Raw genomic sequence first — 17,823 nt, forward strand, 5'->3', positions numbered from 1 at the left:
ACGACGGCGCCGGAGGCGGTCCCCGGTGCGGCGCCGGTGTTCGCGGGCAGCGCGGTCGTCGCGACCGTGCCGTTGCCGACCGGCGTGACGGTCGCGCCCGTGTTCTGCGCGACGGCCGCGCCACTGGCGAAGAGCCCGGCAGCGAGGAGGGCGGCGACGGCTGGCGAGAGGGCGGCCGAAAAGCGCGCGCGCCGGACGTGAATCGTGCGATGCATCCCGTCAGCCTCCGATGAACGCTTCGCGGAACGCGTCGATGGCGACGCGCAGCGAGAGTTGCGGTTGGTCGAGGTAGCTGACGAGCTTGCTGATCTGGTGATCGTTTTGCGCATGGGCGTCGATCCACTCGGGATCGTCGATGTCGATGTTGTGGGCGGCGTAGGTCTGCGGGTCGACGACGCTCAGCAATGTCTTTGCCGACGCGCCGTTGAAGCCGATGATGAGCCGTTCGCGCTCGGCGATCGTGCCGATGAAGATCGCGAGCTCGAAGTCGGCCTGCGCGACGAACGGCGCGATCAGTTCGAGCCAGAACGCGGCGACGAGGCTGCGATAGAACGGATCGACCGGCAACGGCAGCGTGAGGCCGCGCTCGATGTGCGACGAGCCGCTCTGCATCACCGGCCGCAGCAGCGAGCCGAGCGCGAGCATCGCGCCGCGCAGCCGCACGGGATGACCGCTTTCGAGCAGCATCTCCTGCAGGCCGTACAGCGTCTGGTGTTCGACGAAATCGTTGAAGGTGCCGTCATGCGACGTGCCGGGGCCGCCGACGTCGATCGGCACCTGCGTGTCGCCGAGCGCCTGCAGCGCGCCGGGCGGCTCGTCCTTGCCGAGCAGCGGCGGGATCTGCGTGGCGACGCGCGACCACAGCCGCGCGAACGCGAGCGGGCTGCGCGCGAGGAACGCGAGCGGCCGGTCGACCTCGAGCGCGGTTGCCCCGAGGAACGGGAAGCGGCGCATTGACACGTCGTGGCTCGCGACCATGTGGCCCGCGATCGCGAGCTTGCTGCGCGAGCCGAGGAACGCGAAGTGCATCGGCTTCGCATCCTCGTAGACGAGCTTCCAGCGCGGATCTTCCGCGAGCAGTTCGAGCGCCTGCGCGATCCAGCGGTCGAGCGTCTGCAGCAACTGCGGATTGTGCGGGCTCTTCACGAAGTCGCCGCGCGACGGAATCTTGCCGAAGTAGGCGATTTGCGCCTGTACGGTTTGCGTCATTGCGCCCCCTTTGCATTCGTTGCGTTGGCGGCCGCGACGGCCGGCGCTGCGCCCGGCGTGCTCGTGCCGGACTGGGTCGCGTTCTGCGCGGCACCCGCGCTCGCGTCGGCGACCGACGACGGCAGCTGCAGGCCGCGCAGGCTCTGCTGCTGCGGCTGGTCACCGCCACCGCCGGACGGTTGCGACGTGCTGATGATGCGCATCGTCACCGACACGTTCACGCTGCCCTGTGCCCACGTCAGGTCGAAGGTGCCGTCCGGACGGCGCTTGCGTTGCGCCGAGTTGATCAGCTTCTCGAGACCGTAGCGGCCCGGCTCGTTGACGAGCTGCACGGTGCGGCCGTCGAAGGTCGTCGCGGACAGCGTCGCGCCCGGCGAGCCCTGCGGGTTCGGCCACACGAAGTTGGTCCACTGCGGCGGCGTGTTGCGGTAGCGCAGTTGCTGGCCGTCGATCGCGATCGTGTATTCCGTCGTGCCCGTGCTCGGCTGCGGCAGGATCTGGAACACGGTCTGCGGCTCGGACGACGCGGCGGCACTGCCTGCCGCACCGCCGGCGAGCGGCGCGACCCAGCGTGCAAAGCCGCTCGTGAAGTCCGGCGTGAGCCCGATGCCCATGTCGCCCCACGTGCGGGCGGCGAGGGTGTCGCCGCGGCGCACCGCGAGCGGCCCGAGCGTCGTGCCGACGAACTTCGCGATCGAGCCGTCCGGACCGAACACCTGCGCGATTTCACCGGCGCCGGCCTCGACCTTCGCGCTCGCCGCGAACGGGTACTTCGTCGCGAGCGAGTTCTGGAACGGCTGGTAGACCTGCGCGTTCCACACCTTGTTGACTTCGGCGCTGGCCGGCTGGATCACGACCGCGAACGCCTGCATCAGCGGCCGCACGAGCAGCGGACGCAGCGACTTGCGTTGCGAATCGGTGAGCCCCGTCAGCATCTGCTCGTCGACGAGCTTCAGCGAATCGGCGAGTTCCGAACCGTTGCCGTCGAGCGTCTGCTGCATCAGCTGGCGTGCGCCCGGGCCCGGGTCGCCCTGGTTCTTGATCACGTTGAAGCGCGTGCGGACCTTCGACAGCGATTCCATGTAGCCCTTGAGCATCGACGTGCCGTCATGCACCGCGACGATCCGCGCGAGCCCGACGAACTCCTGCCCGATCGGACCCATCGGCACCTCGGCCGGATTGCCGTTGATGTCGATGTTGGCGGCCGCCACCTGGCCGGCCGGCGAGCGCGAGAACAGTTGCTTGACCCAGTTCACGACGCCCGTCTGCGCCTTCTTGATCGTCACGTTCGCGAGCGACGGGTTGTCCCACGACGTCTGGTCGTACGCGGTCTCGAGGATCTTGCGGATCGGCGAATCCTGCGGGTCGCCGAGGCGGTTCATCCCGTCGACGGCCTGGCCGAAGCTGCTGAAGCCCTGTACCGCGATGCCCTGCATGAACTTCTGCCAGTGCTGCGCGTACTCGGTCTTGTACATGCCGACGAGCGTCTTCTGGATCTGCTCGGGGCTGCCCTCGAGCGTCAGGTCGTCCTGCGTCGACGTGTTCAGCACCCAGTCCTTCGCCTGCAGTTCCTTGGTCGCCGCGTCGCGGATCGCCGGCTGCACGTAGTCGAACCACGCTTCGCGCGTGAACGTGCCCGGAATCGCGTAGCTGCCTGCCACGAGCGCCTGGTTGCCGTCGCCGACGATGCGCGCGATGGTCATCGGCGCGAAGCGGGTCGACGCGCGGGCCTTGATTTCCTCGTACACGCGCTGGCGGGCCGGCATCCCGCGCACGACGTGGCGCAGGTTCTCGCGGGTCTGGTCGACGAGCGCGAGGTTCGCGTCGATCATCGGCCAGTCGTCGTCATTCACGCGGGACAGGTAGAACGAGATCATGCGCTCCGCGCTCTTGATCATCTCGTCACGCGGCATGTTGCCGCGATTCGTCTCGAGCCAGCCGCGCCAGAAGCGGGCGAGCTGGTCGGTCAGGTGTGCCTGCTCGACGTGACGCTTGTCGGACAGCATCAGGTACGTCTTGAGCGCGTTGTACGCGTCCTGCACGTTGGTCGGCGACGCGTCGCTGTAGAGCCCACCCTGCGGTGCGGCCGGCTGTTGCGCTGCTGCTGCGGCAGCCGGCGCGGTGCCGGAGGCGGCCAGCGCGGCACCGGCCTGCGGCGCGGCGCCTGCCGCGTTCGTCGACACCGGAATCGCGCCACCCTGCACGGCGCCCGATTCGGGCGGGCGCGTCATCGGCACGAGCTGTTCGGGGTGCGCGTTCACGTCCTTCATGAACGACGCGAGGTTCTGGGACACGGGGGCCAGCAGGACCTGGCGCACGCCGTTGTAATACTCGGTCAGCAGGTGCTGCTCGAGACGGTCGCCCTGGTACAGGCCGAGCGACACCGACAGCGGCTTGTCGCGGCGGAACTGCTCGAGCTGCTCGATCCGGTCCTCGAGGATGTCCATCGCCTGCAGGCGCGACTGCAGGTCGTTGCGGCCCTGCTGCAGGCGCGTGACGTTGTCGAGGTCGGCCTGCACGTTCGCGACGAGCTGCTGGTTGCCGATCGTCGACCAGGTCCAGCCGCCCAGCGCGAGCGCGAGCGCGGCGACGAAGCCGAAGAAGGTCGCGTAGCGCAGCCGCGTCTTGGTCGGGCTCGCGAACTGCCGCACCGTCTGGCGGTCGGCAAAGATCACCTTCGAGAACAGGTCGCGCAGGAAGAAGCCGTTCTTCGAGAACGCACTGTGCGGCTTCGGCAGCGCGGTGCCGTCGAGGCCGAAGCGATGCGCGATGCGCTGCGCGGCCGCGCTGTTGGTTTCGCCTTCCTGCAGCGCGCTGGTGAAGTAGAAGCCGCGGAAGATCGGCTTGTACTGGAACGGGTTGTTCTCGAACAGCGTCGCGAGGAACGCGCGCAGCGACGGCTTGATCGTCGAGAATTCGAGCGGGAAGCTCAACTGGCCCGGCGACAGCTGGTTGCCGCGCGACAGCGACAGTTGCGCGACGCTGATCTCCTTCAGCCCTTCGTAGAGTTCCTCGAAGTGCGTGTCGAACTGCGCGACGACGTCGCGCTTGTCGTCGGGCTCGTAGGGCAGGGTGGCGCCCCACACGCGGTCGTACTCGTGCTTGTCGCTGCTGCTGAAGAATTCGGTGAAGCCGGTGATCAGGTCGGCCTTCGTGAACATCACGTAGACCGGCGCGAACACCTCGAGCTTTTCCGTCAGCTCCTGAACGCGCTGGCGGAGGTTTTTCGCGAGGTTGATCGCGAATTCGGGGCGGTTGCCGGTGAGTTCGGCGATGCTCGCGGTGACGATGATGCCGTTGATCGGCGCCTTCGGGCGATAGCGCTTGAGCAGGCCGAGGAAGCCGAGCCATTCGCTGCGGTCTTCCTCGTGCACCGAATAGCGGCCGGCCGTGTCGAGCAGGATCCCCTCGGTCGTGAAGAACCAGTCGCAGTTACGCGTACCGCCGATGCCGTGGATCACGGCGCTGTTCTTGTCCGCGAACGGGAACTGCAGGCCGGAGTTGAGCACGGCGCTGCTCTTGCCCGCAGCCGGGTTGCCGATCACGATGTACCACGGCAGTTCGTACAGCGCGGAGCCGCCCGATACCTGGCCGATCTTCGACGTCTTGATCGTCTTCACCGCGTCCGACAGGCGCGTGCGCAGCACGTCGAGGTCGGCCGTCTTCGCATCGGGGGCGAGCGCGGCGGCGGCGGGCGCGGCGATCTTGCCGGTTTCCGCCTGCTCTTCCAGCACCTGGCCGAGCTGCTGGTTCGCACGCTTCACGCGCCAGCGGCGCCACAGCGCGACGACGAGCCACAGCGCGAGGATCGCCGCGAACGCGATCGCCGCCCACAGGAGCGGCAACTGCAGCATGTCGGCGACGATGAAGAGGATGGCCGCTAGCGCGACGATCCCGACGATCGAGAGCGTACGCGGATGAGTCAGCACGTTGAGGATGCGTTGCATAGGACGTTCAGGTTCCGGTGCGATTCGGTGAGGCGACGCAGGCGCGCCGAGCGGCAAGGGTGGCGCCGCGATGTGTCGCCATGCTGTCAAACGGGATGAAGGGGGCTGGCATCAATGCGCCCGCGGCATCGGAGAAGGCGCGCGCATTAATGAAAGGACGCTGTGAGATTTAAAACGGAAGCGGCGGCCGGAAAGAATCGCGCACCGGAATGCATGATTTTTTGCGCCGCCCGTATCGTTTCCTGCCGGGATATTAAAAAGCCCCATGCCGCCCTCATTATTTCCTGTCCGGCAGCCCTGGCTAGCTGCCGCGTCCCAGTTTAAAACCGGGTTTATGGTATTCCACGTGCCCGAGATCCATCATTTTCCAGCGGCCCCCCCAGGTCAGGCCAACCTGTTCGGCGACCTGGCCATACAACTGGTAGCCGCGCATCGCCCACGGATCTTTCTCGGAAATGACCAGCTTGCCGTCGCGCAGGAATGCGTTGTCAGCAGCCAGCCCGAATTGGTGATAACTCTGGAAGGCGGCCGCGTTGGTCACATTGCTGCCCATCTGCGCCAGCCGGTTCTGCCGTTCCGGGCTCCGGTAACCTTCCAGCAACGCCATTTCATAACCATATTGTTCGTGCATGATCTTGTAGACCAGCAGCAAACGCGTACGGAAATCCGGATCCAGCAGGTTCCAGTCGCGGCTCGCATCCTTCAGCGCCGGGCGTATCTGCTCGACTTCCTTGGTGGCGAAGACTTCCGGCGGCAGCGGCGGCGGCGGCACGAGTTGCTCACCCTGCAGCAGCGCGGCGATCTTCTCGTCGGGCACGCGCGCCGTGTCGTCGTACTGGAACAATTGCCGGCCGCGTAACGCAATGGCGACCAATGGCGGCGTCGCAAGAATACCTGCCGATACCATAATCATCAAGCGCCGGCGAACCAGTAAATTTTGCACATCGTTTAAAGCGCCGCGTGTCACGCTTGCCGATTTAACAATCTGACTTCGCGTACGCGCGGCGCGATCGTTCGCGCGGCGCGTAAGACGGCCGTGAAACTGGGCGACGGATTCGAAAACGGTCGCCCGGATACCCGGTAAAAGCAACAGTGCCGCAACCGCGACGGCAAGGGCGAAATAGGCGACGAGTGCGACGGCAATCAAAGAAATCCCCGGAAATTGGAATTGATTGTGTTTTGCAATGCTTGCTCTTAGAATCAGGCTGCTTCGAGAGGCCGGGCTATATTATCGCGGTGAATTAAACCAGGATTCAATGAGACGCTGAATGAGTGCGCCGGAAAATTCAAATTCGAAAACTCCGCCCAGCCTGCTGTCCGATACTAAACCGGCAGGCGACGGAGGAGCTCAGCAGTCGCGCATTCTCGCGAATCTGGAAGGACGTGTCACGCCGCCGGCCGAACCGCCGCGCCGTTCGCTGAAGGCGCCGATCGCCGCCGTCGTGGCCCTGGTGGTTGCCGTCGGTGGTTGGGGCGCGTGGCGTATGCAGCATTCGGGCGAGCAGGCTCCCGTCGTCACGGCCGAGGCAGCGCCTGCAGCGGCTGCAGCAGCCGCACCGGCGAAGGCCGCAGCGGCCAGCGACGCCGCCGTGCAGGTCGCGCAGAATGCCGCGTCGGCCGCGTCCGCCGTGCAACCGGCCACGATCGTCAACGACGACGCGGCTTCCCGAACCGTTGCCTCCGCATCGTCCGCGTCCGCAGCGGACAGCAGCCGCCTGTCGCGTGCGCTTGCCAATGGCGCCGACGACGCATCGGGCGCGGCCACGGCCGGCGCGGCGGCCGCTGCGACGACCAAAACCGCGAAGGCCGACGACGCAAAGGGCGCGAAGGTCGCGGCACACGGCAAGACCGACACGAAGGCCGATGCAAAGGCCGACGCCCGCAAGCATCGCAAGGAACAGCAGGCCGAGCTCGCGCAGGCGAAGAAGCATCGCGACGCGACGTCGACCCGTACCGCGAAGGCGGCCGGGAAGGACGATCCGGATGCGGACCTGCTCGCCGCACTCGTCGCGCGAACGAAGCCGGCCGACAAGAAGCTCGCCGCGCAGAAGGGGCAGGCCGTGCCGACCAGGACGGCCGCGACGACCGGCTCGCTGGCGTCGCGCGTGAAGGAGTGTTCGGAGCGCGGTTTCTTCGAGGATCAATTGTGCCGCTGGCGCGTCTGCGAAGGCCACTGGGGCAAGGATCCCGCGTGCCCGAGCGCCGCGCAGTCGGAGACGCGGCAGTAACGCGTCTTGTGTCCGCCGCCATGCCGCACCTGCGCCGCCCGTTGGGCGGCGCGTTGTTTTTGGGGCACGGAATCGGCCGGTATGATGCGGCGTGACGCTGTCACGGGCGCGTCACGCCCGTCGGGCATACGTTTCCTTTCCTTTTCCGGCGCGGGCTCGCGACCCGCTATGCGCGGTGCGCCGCGCGCCGCACGACTTTCGACACGATGGACCTGATCGTACAGACTTACGGCGCCGATACGTCCGGCATGGTGTGCGGATTCCGCTTCGCTCCGGGCGGATCCGGCGCGACGCTCGATGCGGACGCGGCGGCCGCGTGGCTGCGCACGTGCCGCGAGCACGATGCCGCGTCGGACGATTTCGTCTGGCTGCATTTCAATCTCGCGCACGGCGCGAGCGAGCGCTGGATGCGCACGCATCTCGGGCTGCCCGACAGCTTCTTCGAATTCCTCCACGAAGGGTCGCGCTCGACGCGCATCGAGCAGGAAGACGGCGCGTTGCGCGCGATCGTCAACGACGTGATGTTCAACCTCGAGCTGACGCCGTCGGAGATCGCGACGCTGTTCGTCCACGTCGAGCGGCGCATCATGGTTACCGCACGGCTCAAGCCGCTGCGCTCGGTCGATACGCTGCGCGCGTGCGTGCGCGACGGCGAACGGTTCAGGTCGCCCGCGGAACTCCTCGTGCACCTGCTGCGCGACCAGGCCGACCTGCTGATCCAGATCATGCGGCGCACGAGCATCGACGTCGATCGCATCGAGGATCGCTTCCTGTCGCAGCGGCTCACGTCGAGCCGCATCGAGCTCGGCGCGATGCGCCGCACGCTGACGCGCCTGCAGCGCATGCTCGCGCCCGAGCCCGGGTCGATCTTCCGGCTGCTCGCGAAACCGCCCGCGTGGCTGCACATGGAAGACGTGCAGGAGCTGCGCGAGTCGACCGAAGAGTTCTCGCTGGTGCTCGCCGATCTGGCGGGGCTCAACGAGCGGATCAAGCTGTTGCAGGAAGAGATCGGTTCGCGTCTCGACGAGCAGAACAACCGGACACTGTTCACGCTGACGCTCGTGACCGTGATCGCGTTGCCGATCAACATCGTCGCCGGCTTCTTCGGGATGAACGTCGGCGGCGTGCCGTTCTCGGAGAACAAGCACGGCTTCTGGCTGATGGTGCTGCTCGTCGCGGGCTTTACGGCGCTTGCCGCGTGGTGGGCGTTCCGTCGGCGCGACGACCGCTAGCACCGGCGCCGCATCGACGCGTCGGCGCAGCGGCGCGATCGCACGTTCGCCGATCACCCTCCCGAGCAGGCCGACCAGCGCGACGAGCGGCGGGGCCGGCGAGCGCACGCGCGTCGTGGGGCCGACGACGCCGCGTATAAAAAAGGGCCTCGCTCGCGAGGCCCGTCAAAGGTCGGAGAAGCCGGTACGCCGGCCGGCAGCCGCGGGCTGCGCGGCACCGGCCGGGTGCGCACCGTTATTGCGTCACTACCTTGCGCGGCTTGAAGATGCCCTGGTATTGCCGTGCCGGGCGTTCCTTCGTCACCGGCTCGATGCCGCCGAAGGTCGGCGTCTGGCGCAGCTTCATCGCGGCCGGCGAAGCGACCGAGCCGATCGACGTCGAGCGCGATGCCGGCGCGAGGTTGTTCGCGACGAGCAGCGCGGCCTCGCTCTTCAGGTTCGCGAGCAGCACCGGATCGGTCGAGCTGTTGACCTGCGTGAGCAGCCCGCTCCAGGCCGCGTCGCTGTAGTTCACGACGTAGTAGTCGAGCCCGCTCGGATCGGCGACCACGCCCGTGCAGCCGTCGATCCGCGTTTGCGTCTGCGTATCCTTCAGCGCGAGCGTCGTGCGTTTCGCGAGACCCTGGCCGTACGCGAGCGTGATCGGCACCGTCCATTGCAGGCCCGGATACGCGTTCTTGTTCGGGAACGGCTGCTGTTTCAGCGTGATGACGGTCTGGTTCTTCGTCAGGTCGCACTGCGTGTCGAGCGAGATCAGCGGCACGCCGGTCTGACGCACGTAGCTGTCGCCGATCGGGCCGACCGACTGGCCGCTTTCCTTCGACAGTGCATCCCACAGGCGCTTCGGCGTACCGTTGCCGAACGAGTAGTCGACCAGGTACTGCTGCAGGCCCTTGCGCAGCGTCTGCTCGCCGAGATAGTTCTCGAGCGTCTTCAGCACGTGGCCGCCCTTGTCGTACGTGAACGCGCTGGCGCTCAGCACGAAGTCGTTCGACGCCCAGTCGTTGAAGTTCGGCGCGACCGGGAACGCGTTCGGGCCGATGTCGCGATTGATCACGCGGTACTTGTTCTTCACCTGGTCGAGCCAGCTGAACTCGTCGGGGAAGAACTGGATCGTCGTCTTCGTCTCGAAGAACGTCGCAAACGACTCGTTGAGCCACACGTTGTCCCACCAGTCGGTCGTGACGAGATCGCCGAACCACTGGTGCGCGACTTCGTGCGTCAGCACTTCGTTGCCGTAGTGCGACATCGGCTGGCCCGGCTGCGGCAGGATGTCGTCGGCGAACTCGAGGATCGACCCCCAGTTCTCCATCCCGCCGAAGTTCAGGTCCTTCTGCTCCTTGAACGCGTCGTTCGCGGCGACCGTGTCGAACTTCGTGAGCGGCAGCGGGATGCCCGTGTAGCGGTAGTAGTAGTCGAGCGCCTGCTTGGTGCGGTCCATCGCCGGCTTCGCCCAGTCGCTCATGCCCGGCGGCGTGAACACGCGCAGGTGCAGGCCGCCCTTGCCGCCCGGCAGCGGGCTCGAGAAATCGTCCTCGTAGGTGTCGAACAGGCCGCCGCCGAAGAACAGCAGGTACGACGGCATCGGCTGGGTCTTCTCGAACTGCACGAGCTTGTAGCCGCCGCCGACGTTGGTCGACGGCTTCTCGGCCGCGTTCGATACCACGCGCCAGCTCTGCGGCACTTCGGCCGTCACTTCATAGGTCGGGCGGAAGGCCGGCTCGTCCCAGCCCGGGAACCACTGGCGCGACAGGTTGGTTTCGCCCTGCGTGAGGATCGCGCCGCTCGTCTTGCCGTCGGTGCCCTTCAGGTCGACACGGAAGACGCCTTCCGCGGCCGAGCAGCCCGGATACGGATCGTCGCCGCAGCTGCCGCCGGTGTGGTTGACCGGATCGTCATACGACTTGAAGTTGATGATGCCCGACCATTCCATGTGCAGCGAATAGTTGCCCGGCGAGATCGTGCCGCTCACGGGGCGCAACTGGTAGAAGTCGCCCTTGTCCTGCGGCGTCGCGATCAGCTGGATGTTGCCCGGCTGCAGCGTGATGCGGCCGTTCGTGAACTTGATCCGGTGGCCGGCGATCACGATGTTGTTGACCGGCTTCAGCACCTTGATCTCGACGTCGGCGCGGCCGTCGAACGCGTTCAGCGCGTCGTTCGGACGGAACCACAGCCGGTAGTTCACGGGCACCACGGTGTCCGGCAATTCGACAGGCGACACGCTCTTGTCGACGTTGGATGCGGCCGGCGGCGGTGCGCTCGGCGGCGCGGTGACGGCGGGCGACGAGCCCGAATGCGGCGCGCCGGCGGAGCTGAGCGAGGAAGCCGAGCCCACGCCGCCGTCGTCGCCGCCGCACCCGGCGAGCGCGAGTGCGGCGACGAGCGGCAGGTAACGCATCTTGTGAATATTGATCGACATGACTGAAACCTCGATTGTTGAAAGAATCGTTCAGTGCTGCGAAAACGCCGGCAAAAGCAATCCCCTCGCCGTTAATCAACAGCGATGAAAATGCCAATGACGGATTATTCGAAAAGACGGTGGCCGACTACGTGAAGGTAATCATGGTTTACTGCCCCCTCTGGATTTCCGGATGTCGGTTAACTTGCCGGTTCAAAATGGCCGGGCGCGTGTTGTACTGAATTGATTTCGCGCGCACGACACGGGGCCGCACGCCCGGCGCGGGCGCGCAATCCCTTTGAACCGACGACCTACGGGGCTGGCCGGGCCAGTCCGCAGGACGGAAGGAAGGCGTGTCGCCGTCCTGTAAATTCGCCGTCATGCGGCTTCAAGGTTTGTCGGCTTGCTCCAAGGATGCGTAAATATACTTGATGGTTTTGGGTAAAGGAAACGAAAAATTTAGAACGAGCATCTATTGAATTTTCGGTGCTTCATTGAATGCTGGAAGTCATTAATTCGCTTTCCGTTTAGCTGGAGATTTCGTAGTTTTAATCTATTAACGATCTTGGGTGGCTGGAGAAACTACGAAGTCCGGCGTGACGCGGCGCGCTCGGTACAATGCAGCGACGATCCGCTCACCGATTGCCGCGAGGAGGCCCCATGCCACGATCCCTGTTCCGTATCGCGCCGCTTGGCGCCGTGCTGCTGCTGTTCGCCGCCGTGCTCCTGCTCGGCGGTTGCGCAGGGCTGACGCGCGACACCGTGCGCGTGTCGGTCGCCGGACTCGATCCGCTCGTCGGGCAGGGCCTCGAGATGCGTTTCAGCCTGAAGCTGCGCGTGCAGAACCCGAACGACGCGCCGATCGAATACGACGGCATCTCAGTCGCGCTCGACCTGAACGGCACGCCGTTTGCGAGCGGCGTCAGCGATCGCTCGGGCACGGTGCCGCGTTTCGGCGAGGCCGTGCTCGACGTGCCGGTTTCGGTATCGGCCTTTGCCGCCGCGCGGCAGGCGTGGAACCTGCCCGGCGCGGCCGCGAACGGCGAACTGCCGTATGCGCTGCGCGGCAGGCTCGCAGGCGGCGTGCTCGGTACCGTGCACTTCAACGATGCGGGCACGCTGCGCCTGCCCGCGATGCCGGGGTGGGGCAGGTAGGCGGCGCGTGCGCGATACCGGCTGCGATGCCGGACGAAGCGGCGCAATCGCGGTGTCGCCTGACGATTCCTGACGATTGGGTGACGTATGCCTTGCGTTCGCCGCCACGATCGCGTTTAGACTGCTCCAGTCCGGAGGGCCGGGCGACTTTTTCGAGAGGGGCACCATGGCAGCGAAATTCGTCATCAAGAAAGCGAGCGACGGGCAGTTCCTGTTCCACCTGAAGGCCGGCAACGGCGAGATCATCCTGCGCAGCGAGTTGTACAAGACCAAGGCATCGGCGGAAAACGGAGTCGCGTCGGTGCGCAAGAACGCGCCGGACGACGCGCGCTACGAGCGCAAGACCGCGAGCAATGGCCAGTTCATGTTCAACCTGAAGGCCGGCAACCACGAGATCATCGGCACGAGCGAGCTGTACAAGGCTGAGGCGGGTCGCGAGAACGGCATCGCGTCGGTGAAGCAGAACGCGCCCGACGCGGCGCTCGACGACGAAAGCTGACACCGCGCGAGCATCGCGCGGGCGGCGGCACCGACCGCTGCCCGCGCTTTGCTGCGCAGGCAAAGCGCGGTATGGTGTGATCCGCGCGGCGCGACGCCGCCCGTTGAAGCCAACCGTAACCGAGTTCGCGTGACCGATTTCCCTGTTTTCCACTGGACCGACGCCGACGGCGCCGATCATGCCGTGCGCTGGCGCTCCGAAGCCGGCGTGCAACCGCCGAAGCGCGCGGTGCCCGCCGACGACCGCCTCACGGCCGACGCGGCTTACCGCCTTGCATGCGAGGGCACCGCGCTCGTCTGGCAGGGCGATTTCCAGAATGCGCGCCAGCTCGTGCAGGCGATGGCGCGCCGTGTCGAGCGCAAGCCGAAGAAGGCGAAAGCCGCGGCCGGCGTCGACGCATTCAACCTGCATCGTCTCGCGCAGTCGCAGCGCGCCCGCACGCTCGGCCTGCTGCTGATCCCGCTCGATGCCGACTACACGATCCCGCTGCGCCGCGCGCCCGACGTGCGCGCCGCCTGCGAAGAGGCGTACGGGCCCGGCGGCGCGCCGTCGGTCGTGTCGTTGCGCGAACTGCTCGGCCTCGTCGGCGCGCATGAATGGCGCAAGAAGGGTGTGCCGGTCCCGGCGCTCGGCGGCGCGCCGATCCACCCGCACTACGGCGTGTTTTCGCCGGTGCGCGGCGAATACGTCGAACTCGTCGCGCGCGCGCCGCTGCCGGCGACGTCGCTCGCGTTCGACATCGGCACGGGCACCGGCGTGCTGGCGGCCGTGCTTGCATCGCGCGGCGTTGAGCGTGTCGTTGCGACCGACCAGGATCCGCGGGCGCTCGCCTGCGCGCGCGAGAACGTCGAACGGCTTGGCCACGCGAGTCGCGTCGAGGTCGTCGAGGCCGATCTGTTTCCAGCGGGCCGTGCGCCGCTCGTGGTCTGCAACCCGCCGTGGGTGCCGGCCCGGCCGAGCGCACCGATCGAATACGCGGTCTACGATCCGGACAGCCGCATGCTGCGCGGTTTCCTCGCAGGGCTCGCAGCGCACCTCGAGCCGGGCGGCGAGGGCTGGCTGATCCTGTCCGATTTCGCCGAGCATCTCGGCCTGCGGCCGCGCGACACGCTGCTGCAATGGATCGACGAAGCGGGCCTCGTCGTGCTCGGCCGTGACGACATCCGCCCCGCCCACCCGAAGTCGATGGACGCCGACGATCCGCTGCACGCGGCACGCCACGCCGAGGTCACGTCGCTCTGGCGGCTCGGCGCACGAGCCTGACCGCGCATTTTCGGTAAACTATCGCCATTCCTCACGAATTTCCGCCGCCGGGCCGTGGTCGACCGACCGTGGCCCGGCGGCGCTTCACGATGTCGAACAAGACCCACGAAATCCGCCCGGAGCAGTCCGTCGAGCTGCTGAAGGAACTGCACATCCTCACCCGCGACGGGAAGCTGAACCAGGACAGCCGCCGCAAGCTGAAACAGGTCTATCACCTGTTCCAGTTCATCGAGCCGCTGCTCGCCGGCGTGCAGGCCGACCGCGGCAGCGTGACGCTCGTCGATCACGGCGCCGGCAAGTCGTATCTCGGCTTTATCCTGTACGACCTGTTCTTCAAGCAGCAGCCGGGGCACGGCACGCCGGCGTTCGCGTCGCACGTGTACGGGATCGAGACCCGCGAGGAGCTCGTCACGCGTTCGGCCGAGCTCGCCGCGCGGCTCGGGTTCGGCGGCATGTCGTTCCTGAACCTGTTGGTCGCCGATTCGATCACGTCGCCGAAACTGCCCGAAACGGTCGACGTCGTCACCGCGCTGCATGCGTGCGACACGGCCACCGACGACGCGATCCGCTTCGCGCTCGCGAAGCGCGCGCAGCACATCGTGCTGGTGCCGTGCTGCCAGGCGGAAGTCGCGGGCGTGCTGCGCAAGAACAAGGGCAAGTCGCTCGCGAACGCGCTGACGGAAGTGTGGCGGCATCCGCTGCATACGCGCGAATTCGGCAGCCAGATCACCAACGTGCTGCGCTGCCTGCAGCTCGAAGCGCATGGCTACCAGGTCAGCGTGACCGAGCTGGTCGGCTGGGAGCATTCGATGAAGAACGAGCTGATCATCGCGCAGTACAAGAACCTGCCGCGCCGGCGGCCCGGCGAGCGGTTGAACGAGATCCTCGGGATGTTCGGGCTTGCCGAGCTGAACGCACGCTTCTTCGTGCCGGAAGCCGCGGCGGCGGGCGACGAGGCCGTCGAACCGGCCGCTAGCTGACCCGCACGTGCGGGCGTCGGCCGCGCTGCGCGGCGCACGTTGCACACCGCGTCAGACGTCGTCGCCCGGCCGGCGCATCCATTCGCGCCAGCCGTCGTGGCCGAGGCGGCGCAGCGTTTCCTGATTCTTTTCGTAGATCGCGGACGCGTCCGGGAACGCGTCGACCGCGCGCGCAATGCTGTCCTCGCGCAGCAGGTGCAGGATCGGATACGGCGCACGGTTCGTGTAGTTCTCGATGTCGTCGGGCTCGCTGCCTTCGAACCGGTAGTGCGGATGGAAGCTCGCGATCTGCAGCACGCCGTCGAGCCGCAGTTGCCGCACCAGCCGGTCGGCAAAGAACAGCGCGTCGTTGTAGTCGATGAAATCGGCGAACGCATGCGGGAAGATCACGAGTGTCGTGTCGACCTGCTGCGGGTCCGCCGCGTCGAGCGCGCGCAGCTCCGTTTCGAGTTCGGCGAGCGCGTCTTCCAGCGTCGTCGCTTCGCTGATCGCGTAGCGCACCTGATCCTTCACATAGACGCTTTTCGCGAACGGGCACAGATTGAGCCCGATCACCGCGCGCGCGAGCCAGTGCCGCGTGGCGGCGAGGATGTCGTCGTGCGATTCGGGGCGGGTGTCGGTCATCGTGAAACCAGTCGGGCGGAAGGGCGGCGAGGGCCGCATTGTAGCGGGCGCGCCGTCACGCGCATGCGGCTTCGATCAACTGCGTGACGAGCGCGGGGGCGACGCCGATCGGCGTTTCGCCGTGCCGATAGGTCTGGCTGGCCGCGTAGATGCCTTCGATCACCAGCGCGAGCGAATTGGCGAGCGCCTGCGGCTGCCGCGCGCCGGCGTCTTCGCACAATGAGACGAGCCGCTTCATCAGCTGTTCCTTGTTCTGCGCGACGCGCTCGCGCGCCGGGTGCGACGCATCCGGGAATTCGGCGGCGACGTTGACGAACGGGCAGCCGCGGTAATCCTTCTGCGTCGCGCGCTCGGCGAGATCGACGAAATACTGGATCAGTTGCGCTTTCGGCTGGCCCGGGTGCTTGGCAACGCTCGTGTCGAAGCGCTCGAAGAAACACGCATCCATTCGCTCCAGATACGCGAGGATCAGCTCGTCCTTCGACGAGAACTGGCGATACAGGCTCATCTTGTTGACGCCCGCACGCTCCACGACCGCCTCGACGCCCACCGTGCGAACGCCTTCCTTGTAAAACAGCTCCTCGGCGGCGCGCAGCAGGTGCTCCTGCGCGGTGGCGCCGTCGATCGGCCGGCGCGTGCGGCGCGCCGCCGGTTTGGCGATCTCGATGCCCGACATGATGACCCTCGACTGCATATTGGATTGCTTGACATGTTACCGATTGGTCACTACGATCGCAACACACTTGTGACCGGTCGGTAACAAAGCCAACCGGATCGACAGACAAATGCCAAGCATCGGCCCGGGTCAGCCGATGCAGCGTGCGGCGGAGGTGGCCTGGTGGGTGGGGCGGAGCGGGTGCGCAGGCGCCTCGGCCGCCAACTGGAGAACGCGAAGATGAACTGGGTGGTGACACGAATCGGCGGGCGCTTCCACTACGGATGGCTCGCGGCGGCGGTGGTATTCCTGATCCTGCTGGCGGCGGCCGGCACGCGCGCGACGCCGAGCGTGCTGATGGTGCCGCTCGAACGCGAGCTCGGCTGGAGCCGCGCGGCCATTTCGCTGGCGATTTCGGTGAATATCGCGCTGTACGGACTGACAGGCCCGTTCGCGGCCGCCGCGATGCAGCGCTTCGGGCTGCGCCCGACGATTCTCACCGCGCTCGTGACGATGAGCGCGGGCGTTGCGCTGTCGTCGATGATGACGCAGAGCTGGCAGATGGTGGTGATCTGGGGCCTGATGGTCGGCTGCTCGACGGGCGTCGTTGCGCTGACGCTGTCCGCGACCTTCGTCACGCGCTGGTTCCATGCGCGGCGCGGCCTCGTGATGGGGGTCCTGACCGCGAGCACGGCCACCGGCCAACTCGTGTTCCTGCCGATGCTCGCGGCGATCGCGCAGCGCCATGGCTGGCGGCCGGTCGTGCTGGTCGTCGCGGTCGCGGCCGCGATCGTGATTCCGCTGGTTGCGTTCCTGTTGCCCGAACGGCCGGCCGACGTGCAGCTGCGCCCGTACGGCGAGCCGGCCGATGCGCCGCCCGCGTCCGACGCGACGAAGGAGAACCCGCTCGCGGTCGCGTTCCGTACGCTGCTGACGGCGAGCCGTTCGCGCGATTTCTGGCTGCTGTTCTTCAGCTTCTTCATCTGCGGCGCGAGCACCAACGGTTACGTCGGCACGCACCTGATCGCGATGTGCAGCGACTACGGGATGACGGAGGTGCAAGGCGCATCGCTGCTCGCGGCGATGGGCGTGTTCGACCTGTTCGGCACGACGCTGTCGGGCTGGCTGTCCGACCGCTACGACAATCGCGTGCTGCTGTTCTGGTACTACGGGCTGCGCGGGCTGTCGCTGATCTACCTGCCGCACGCGTTCGGGATCGATTTCTTCGGGCTGCCGCTGTTCGCGATGTTCTACGGGCTCGACTGGATCGCGACCGTGCCGCCGACGGTGCGCCTCGCGACCGACGTGTTCGGCAAGGCTGCGGCGCCGGTCGTGTTCGGCTGGATCGTCGCCGGCCACCAGCTCGGCGCGGCGTTCGCGGCGCTCGGCGCGGGGCTGCTGCGCGCGAGCCTCGGCACCTACACGATCGCGTCGATGATCTCGGGCGGGCTGTGCATCGTCGGTGCGCTGATCGTGCTGCGGATCAACCGTGGCCCGTCTCGCGCAGCCGCGCAAGCGGCCTGACCGCCGCAAGCCGGCAGCCCGGCCGGCCGCGCGGCGGGCGGCTGGCCAATGCACACGCGGAGATTTGCATAGCGCGGGAGGATCGGGCGCGCATCGGCTCAAGCGGGTA

The 17,823-nt window shown here is 66.9% G+C and carries 13 protein-coding genes and 2 pseudogenes; 7 read left to right on the forward strand and 8 right to left on the reverse strand.

The window, feature by feature from the left end; translation table 11 throughout:
• From G3N64_RS12915 to G3N64_RS12930, 4 genes and pseudogenes are all read right to left on the reverse strand, one after another.
• Positions 1-215, reverse strand: a pseudogene (locus G3N64_RS12915) (cell envelope biogenesis protein OmpA); the annotation flags it as partial.
• A 4-nt stretch (positions 216-219) separates the two neighbouring features.
• On the reverse strand, positions 220-1,209 hold the full coding sequence (gene tagF / locus G3N64_RS12920; protein ID WP_205784310.1) for a type VI secretion system-associated protein TagF: 990 nt from the start codon (positions 1,207-1,209) through the stop codon (positions 220-222).
• Positions 1,206-5,156 carry a type VI secretion system membrane subunit TssM gene (gene tssM / locus G3N64_RS12925; RefSeq protein ID WP_205784311.1) on the reverse strand — a complete coding sequence of 1,317 codons (3,951 nt, stop codon included), beginning with the start codon at positions 5,154-5,156 and terminating at the stop codon, positions 1,206-1,208. Before tssM ends, tagF begins: the two co-directional genes overlap by 4 nt.
• Before the next feature lie 301 nt (positions 5,157-5,457).
• Positions 5,458-6,303: a M15 family metallopeptidase gene (locus G3N64_RS12930; protein ID WP_205784312.1), complete on the reverse strand. Its 846-nt coding sequence runs from the start codon at positions 6,301-6,303 to the stop codon at positions 5,458-5,460.
• Between the two features lie 121 nt (positions 6,304-6,424).
• Between G3N64_RS12930 and G3N64_RS12935 the strand changes: the two genes are divergently transcribed.
• Together G3N64_RS12935 and G3N64_RS12940 are read left to right on the forward strand one after the other, a co-directional pair.
• Complete coding sequence (locus G3N64_RS12935) at positions 6,425-7,384, forward strand: phage tail protein (protein ID WP_205784313.1); 960 nt, start codon at positions 6,425-6,427, stop codon at positions 7,382-7,384.
• A gap of 206 nt (positions 7,385-7,590) precedes the next feature.
• Positions 7,591-8,616, forward strand: coding sequence for a transporter (locus tag G3N64_RS12940; RefSeq protein ID WP_205784314.1), 1,026 nt, complete (start codon positions 7,591-7,593; stop codon positions 8,614-8,616).
• Positions 8,617-8,628: 12 nt separating this feature from the next.
• Here the strand turns inward: G3N64_RS12940 and G3N64_RS40185 are convergent.
• A pseudogene (locus G3N64_RS40185) lies at positions 8,629-8,754 on the reverse strand (DUF1427 family protein); the annotation flags it as partial.
• 97 nt (positions 8,755-8,851) lie between these two features.
• Entirely contained in the window at positions 8,852-11,035 is a 2,184-nt protein-coding gene (locus tag G3N64_RS12950) for a M1 family metallopeptidase (RefSeq protein ID WP_205784315.1), read from the reverse strand.
• 639 nt (positions 11,036-11,674) lie between these two features.
• Here G3N64_RS12950 and G3N64_RS12955 point away from each other — a divergent pair.
• From G3N64_RS12955 to G3N64_RS12970, 4 genes are all read left to right on the forward strand, one after another.
• Positions 11,675-12,169 carry an LEA type 2 family protein gene (locus G3N64_RS12955; RefSeq protein ID WP_205784316.1) on the forward strand — a complete coding sequence of 165 codons (495 nt, stop codon included), beginning with the start codon at positions 11,675-11,677 and terminating at the stop codon, positions 12,167-12,169.
• A gap of 166 nt (positions 12,170-12,335) precedes the next feature.
• On the forward strand, positions 12,336-12,668 hold the full coding sequence (locus G3N64_RS12960) for a YegP family protein (RefSeq protein WP_174917403.1): 333 nt from the start codon (positions 12,336-12,338) through the stop codon (positions 12,666-12,668).
• Between the two features lie 129 nt (positions 12,669-12,797).
• Positions 12,798-13,931 (forward strand): class I SAM-dependent methyltransferase, encoded by a 1,134-nt coding sequence (locus G3N64_RS12965; RefSeq protein ID WP_205784317.1) that lies wholly within the window; start codon positions 12,798-12,800, stop codon positions 13,929-13,931.
• Between the two features lie 89 nt (positions 13,932-14,020).
• A complete protein-coding gene (locus G3N64_RS12970) occupies positions 14,021-14,911 on the forward strand; it encodes an SAM-dependent methyltransferase (RefSeq protein ID WP_205784318.1) in 891 nt (296 codons plus the stop codon).
• Between the two features lie 51 nt (positions 14,912-14,962).
• Here G3N64_RS12970 and G3N64_RS12975 read toward each other — a convergent pair whose 3' ends face one another.
• Together G3N64_RS12975 and G3N64_RS12980 are read right to left on the reverse strand one after the other, a co-directional pair.
• Entirely contained in the window at positions 14,963-15,535 is a 573-nt protein-coding gene (locus tag G3N64_RS12975; RefSeq protein ID WP_205784319.1) for a DUF1415 domain-containing protein, read from the reverse strand.
• Between the two features lie 55 nt (positions 15,536-15,590).
• Positions 15,591-16,211: a TetR/AcrR family transcriptional regulator gene (locus tag G3N64_RS12980; RefSeq protein WP_205784356.1), complete on the reverse strand. Its 621-nt coding sequence runs from the start codon at positions 16,209-16,211 to the stop codon at positions 15,591-15,593.
• 219 nt (positions 16,212-16,430) lie between these two features.
• Between G3N64_RS12980 and G3N64_RS12985 the strand changes: the two genes are divergently transcribed.
• Positions 16,431-17,714, forward strand: coding sequence for an MFS transporter (locus G3N64_RS12985; RefSeq protein ID WP_205784320.1), 1,284 nt, complete (start codon positions 16,431-16,433; stop codon positions 17,712-17,714).
• The last annotated feature ends 109 nt before the right edge of the window (positions 17,715-17,823 follow it).

Origin of the sequence: Burkholderia sp. Ac-20344, from assembly GCF_017104975.1 — a bacterium.
In the GTDB taxonomy this organism is placed as follows: Bacteria; Pseudomonadota; Gammaproteobacteria; order Burkholderiales; family Burkholderiaceae; genus Burkholderia.

What these genes read in the sequence shown, in the direction of transcription:
- tagF (WP_205784310.1), bottom strand. Translation starts at nt 1,209, where the DNA reads ATGACGCAAACCGTACAGGCGCAAATCGCCTACTTCGGCAAGATTCCG.
- G3N64_RS12975 (WP_205784319.1), bottom strand. Translation starts at nt 15,535, where the DNA reads ATGACCGACACCCGCCCCGAATCGCACGACGACATCCTCGCCGCCACG.
- G3N64_RS12940 (WP_205784314.1), top strand. Translation starts at nt 7,591, where the DNA reads ATGGACCTGATCGTACAGACTTACGGCGCCGATACGTCCGGCATGGTG.
- G3N64_RS12985 (WP_205784320.1), top strand. Translation starts at nt 16,431, where the DNA reads ATGAACTGGGTGGTGACACGAATCGGCGGGCGCTTCCACTACGGATGG.
- G3N64_RS12960 (WP_174917403.1), top strand. Translation starts at nt 12,336, where the DNA reads ATGGCAGCGAAATTCGTCATCAAGAAAGCGAGCGACGGGCAGTTCCTG.
- G3N64_RS12955 (WP_205784316.1), top strand. Translation starts at nt 11,675, where the DNA reads ATGCCACGATCCCTGTTCCGTATCGCGCCGCTTGGCGCCGTGCTGCTG.
- G3N64_RS12970 (WP_205784318.1), top strand. Translation starts at nt 14,021, where the DNA reads ATGTCGAACAAGACCCACGAAATCCGCCCGGAGCAGTCCGTCGAGCTG.
- G3N64_RS12980 (WP_205784356.1), bottom strand. Translation starts at nt 16,211, where the DNA reads ATGTCGGGCATCGAGATCGCCAAACCGGCGGCGCGCCGCACGCGCCGG.
- tssM (WP_205784311.1), bottom strand. Translation starts at nt 5,156, where the DNA reads ATGCAACGCATCCTCAACGTGCTGACTCATCCGCGTACGCTCTCGATC.
- G3N64_RS12935 (WP_205784313.1), top strand. Translation starts at nt 6,425, where the DNA reads ATGAGTGCGCCGGAAAATTCAAATTCGAAAACTCCGCCCAGCCTGCTG.
- G3N64_RS12950 (WP_205784315.1), bottom strand. Translation starts at nt 11,035, where the DNA reads ATGTCGATCAATATTCACAAGATGCGTTACCTGCCGCTCGTCGCCGCA.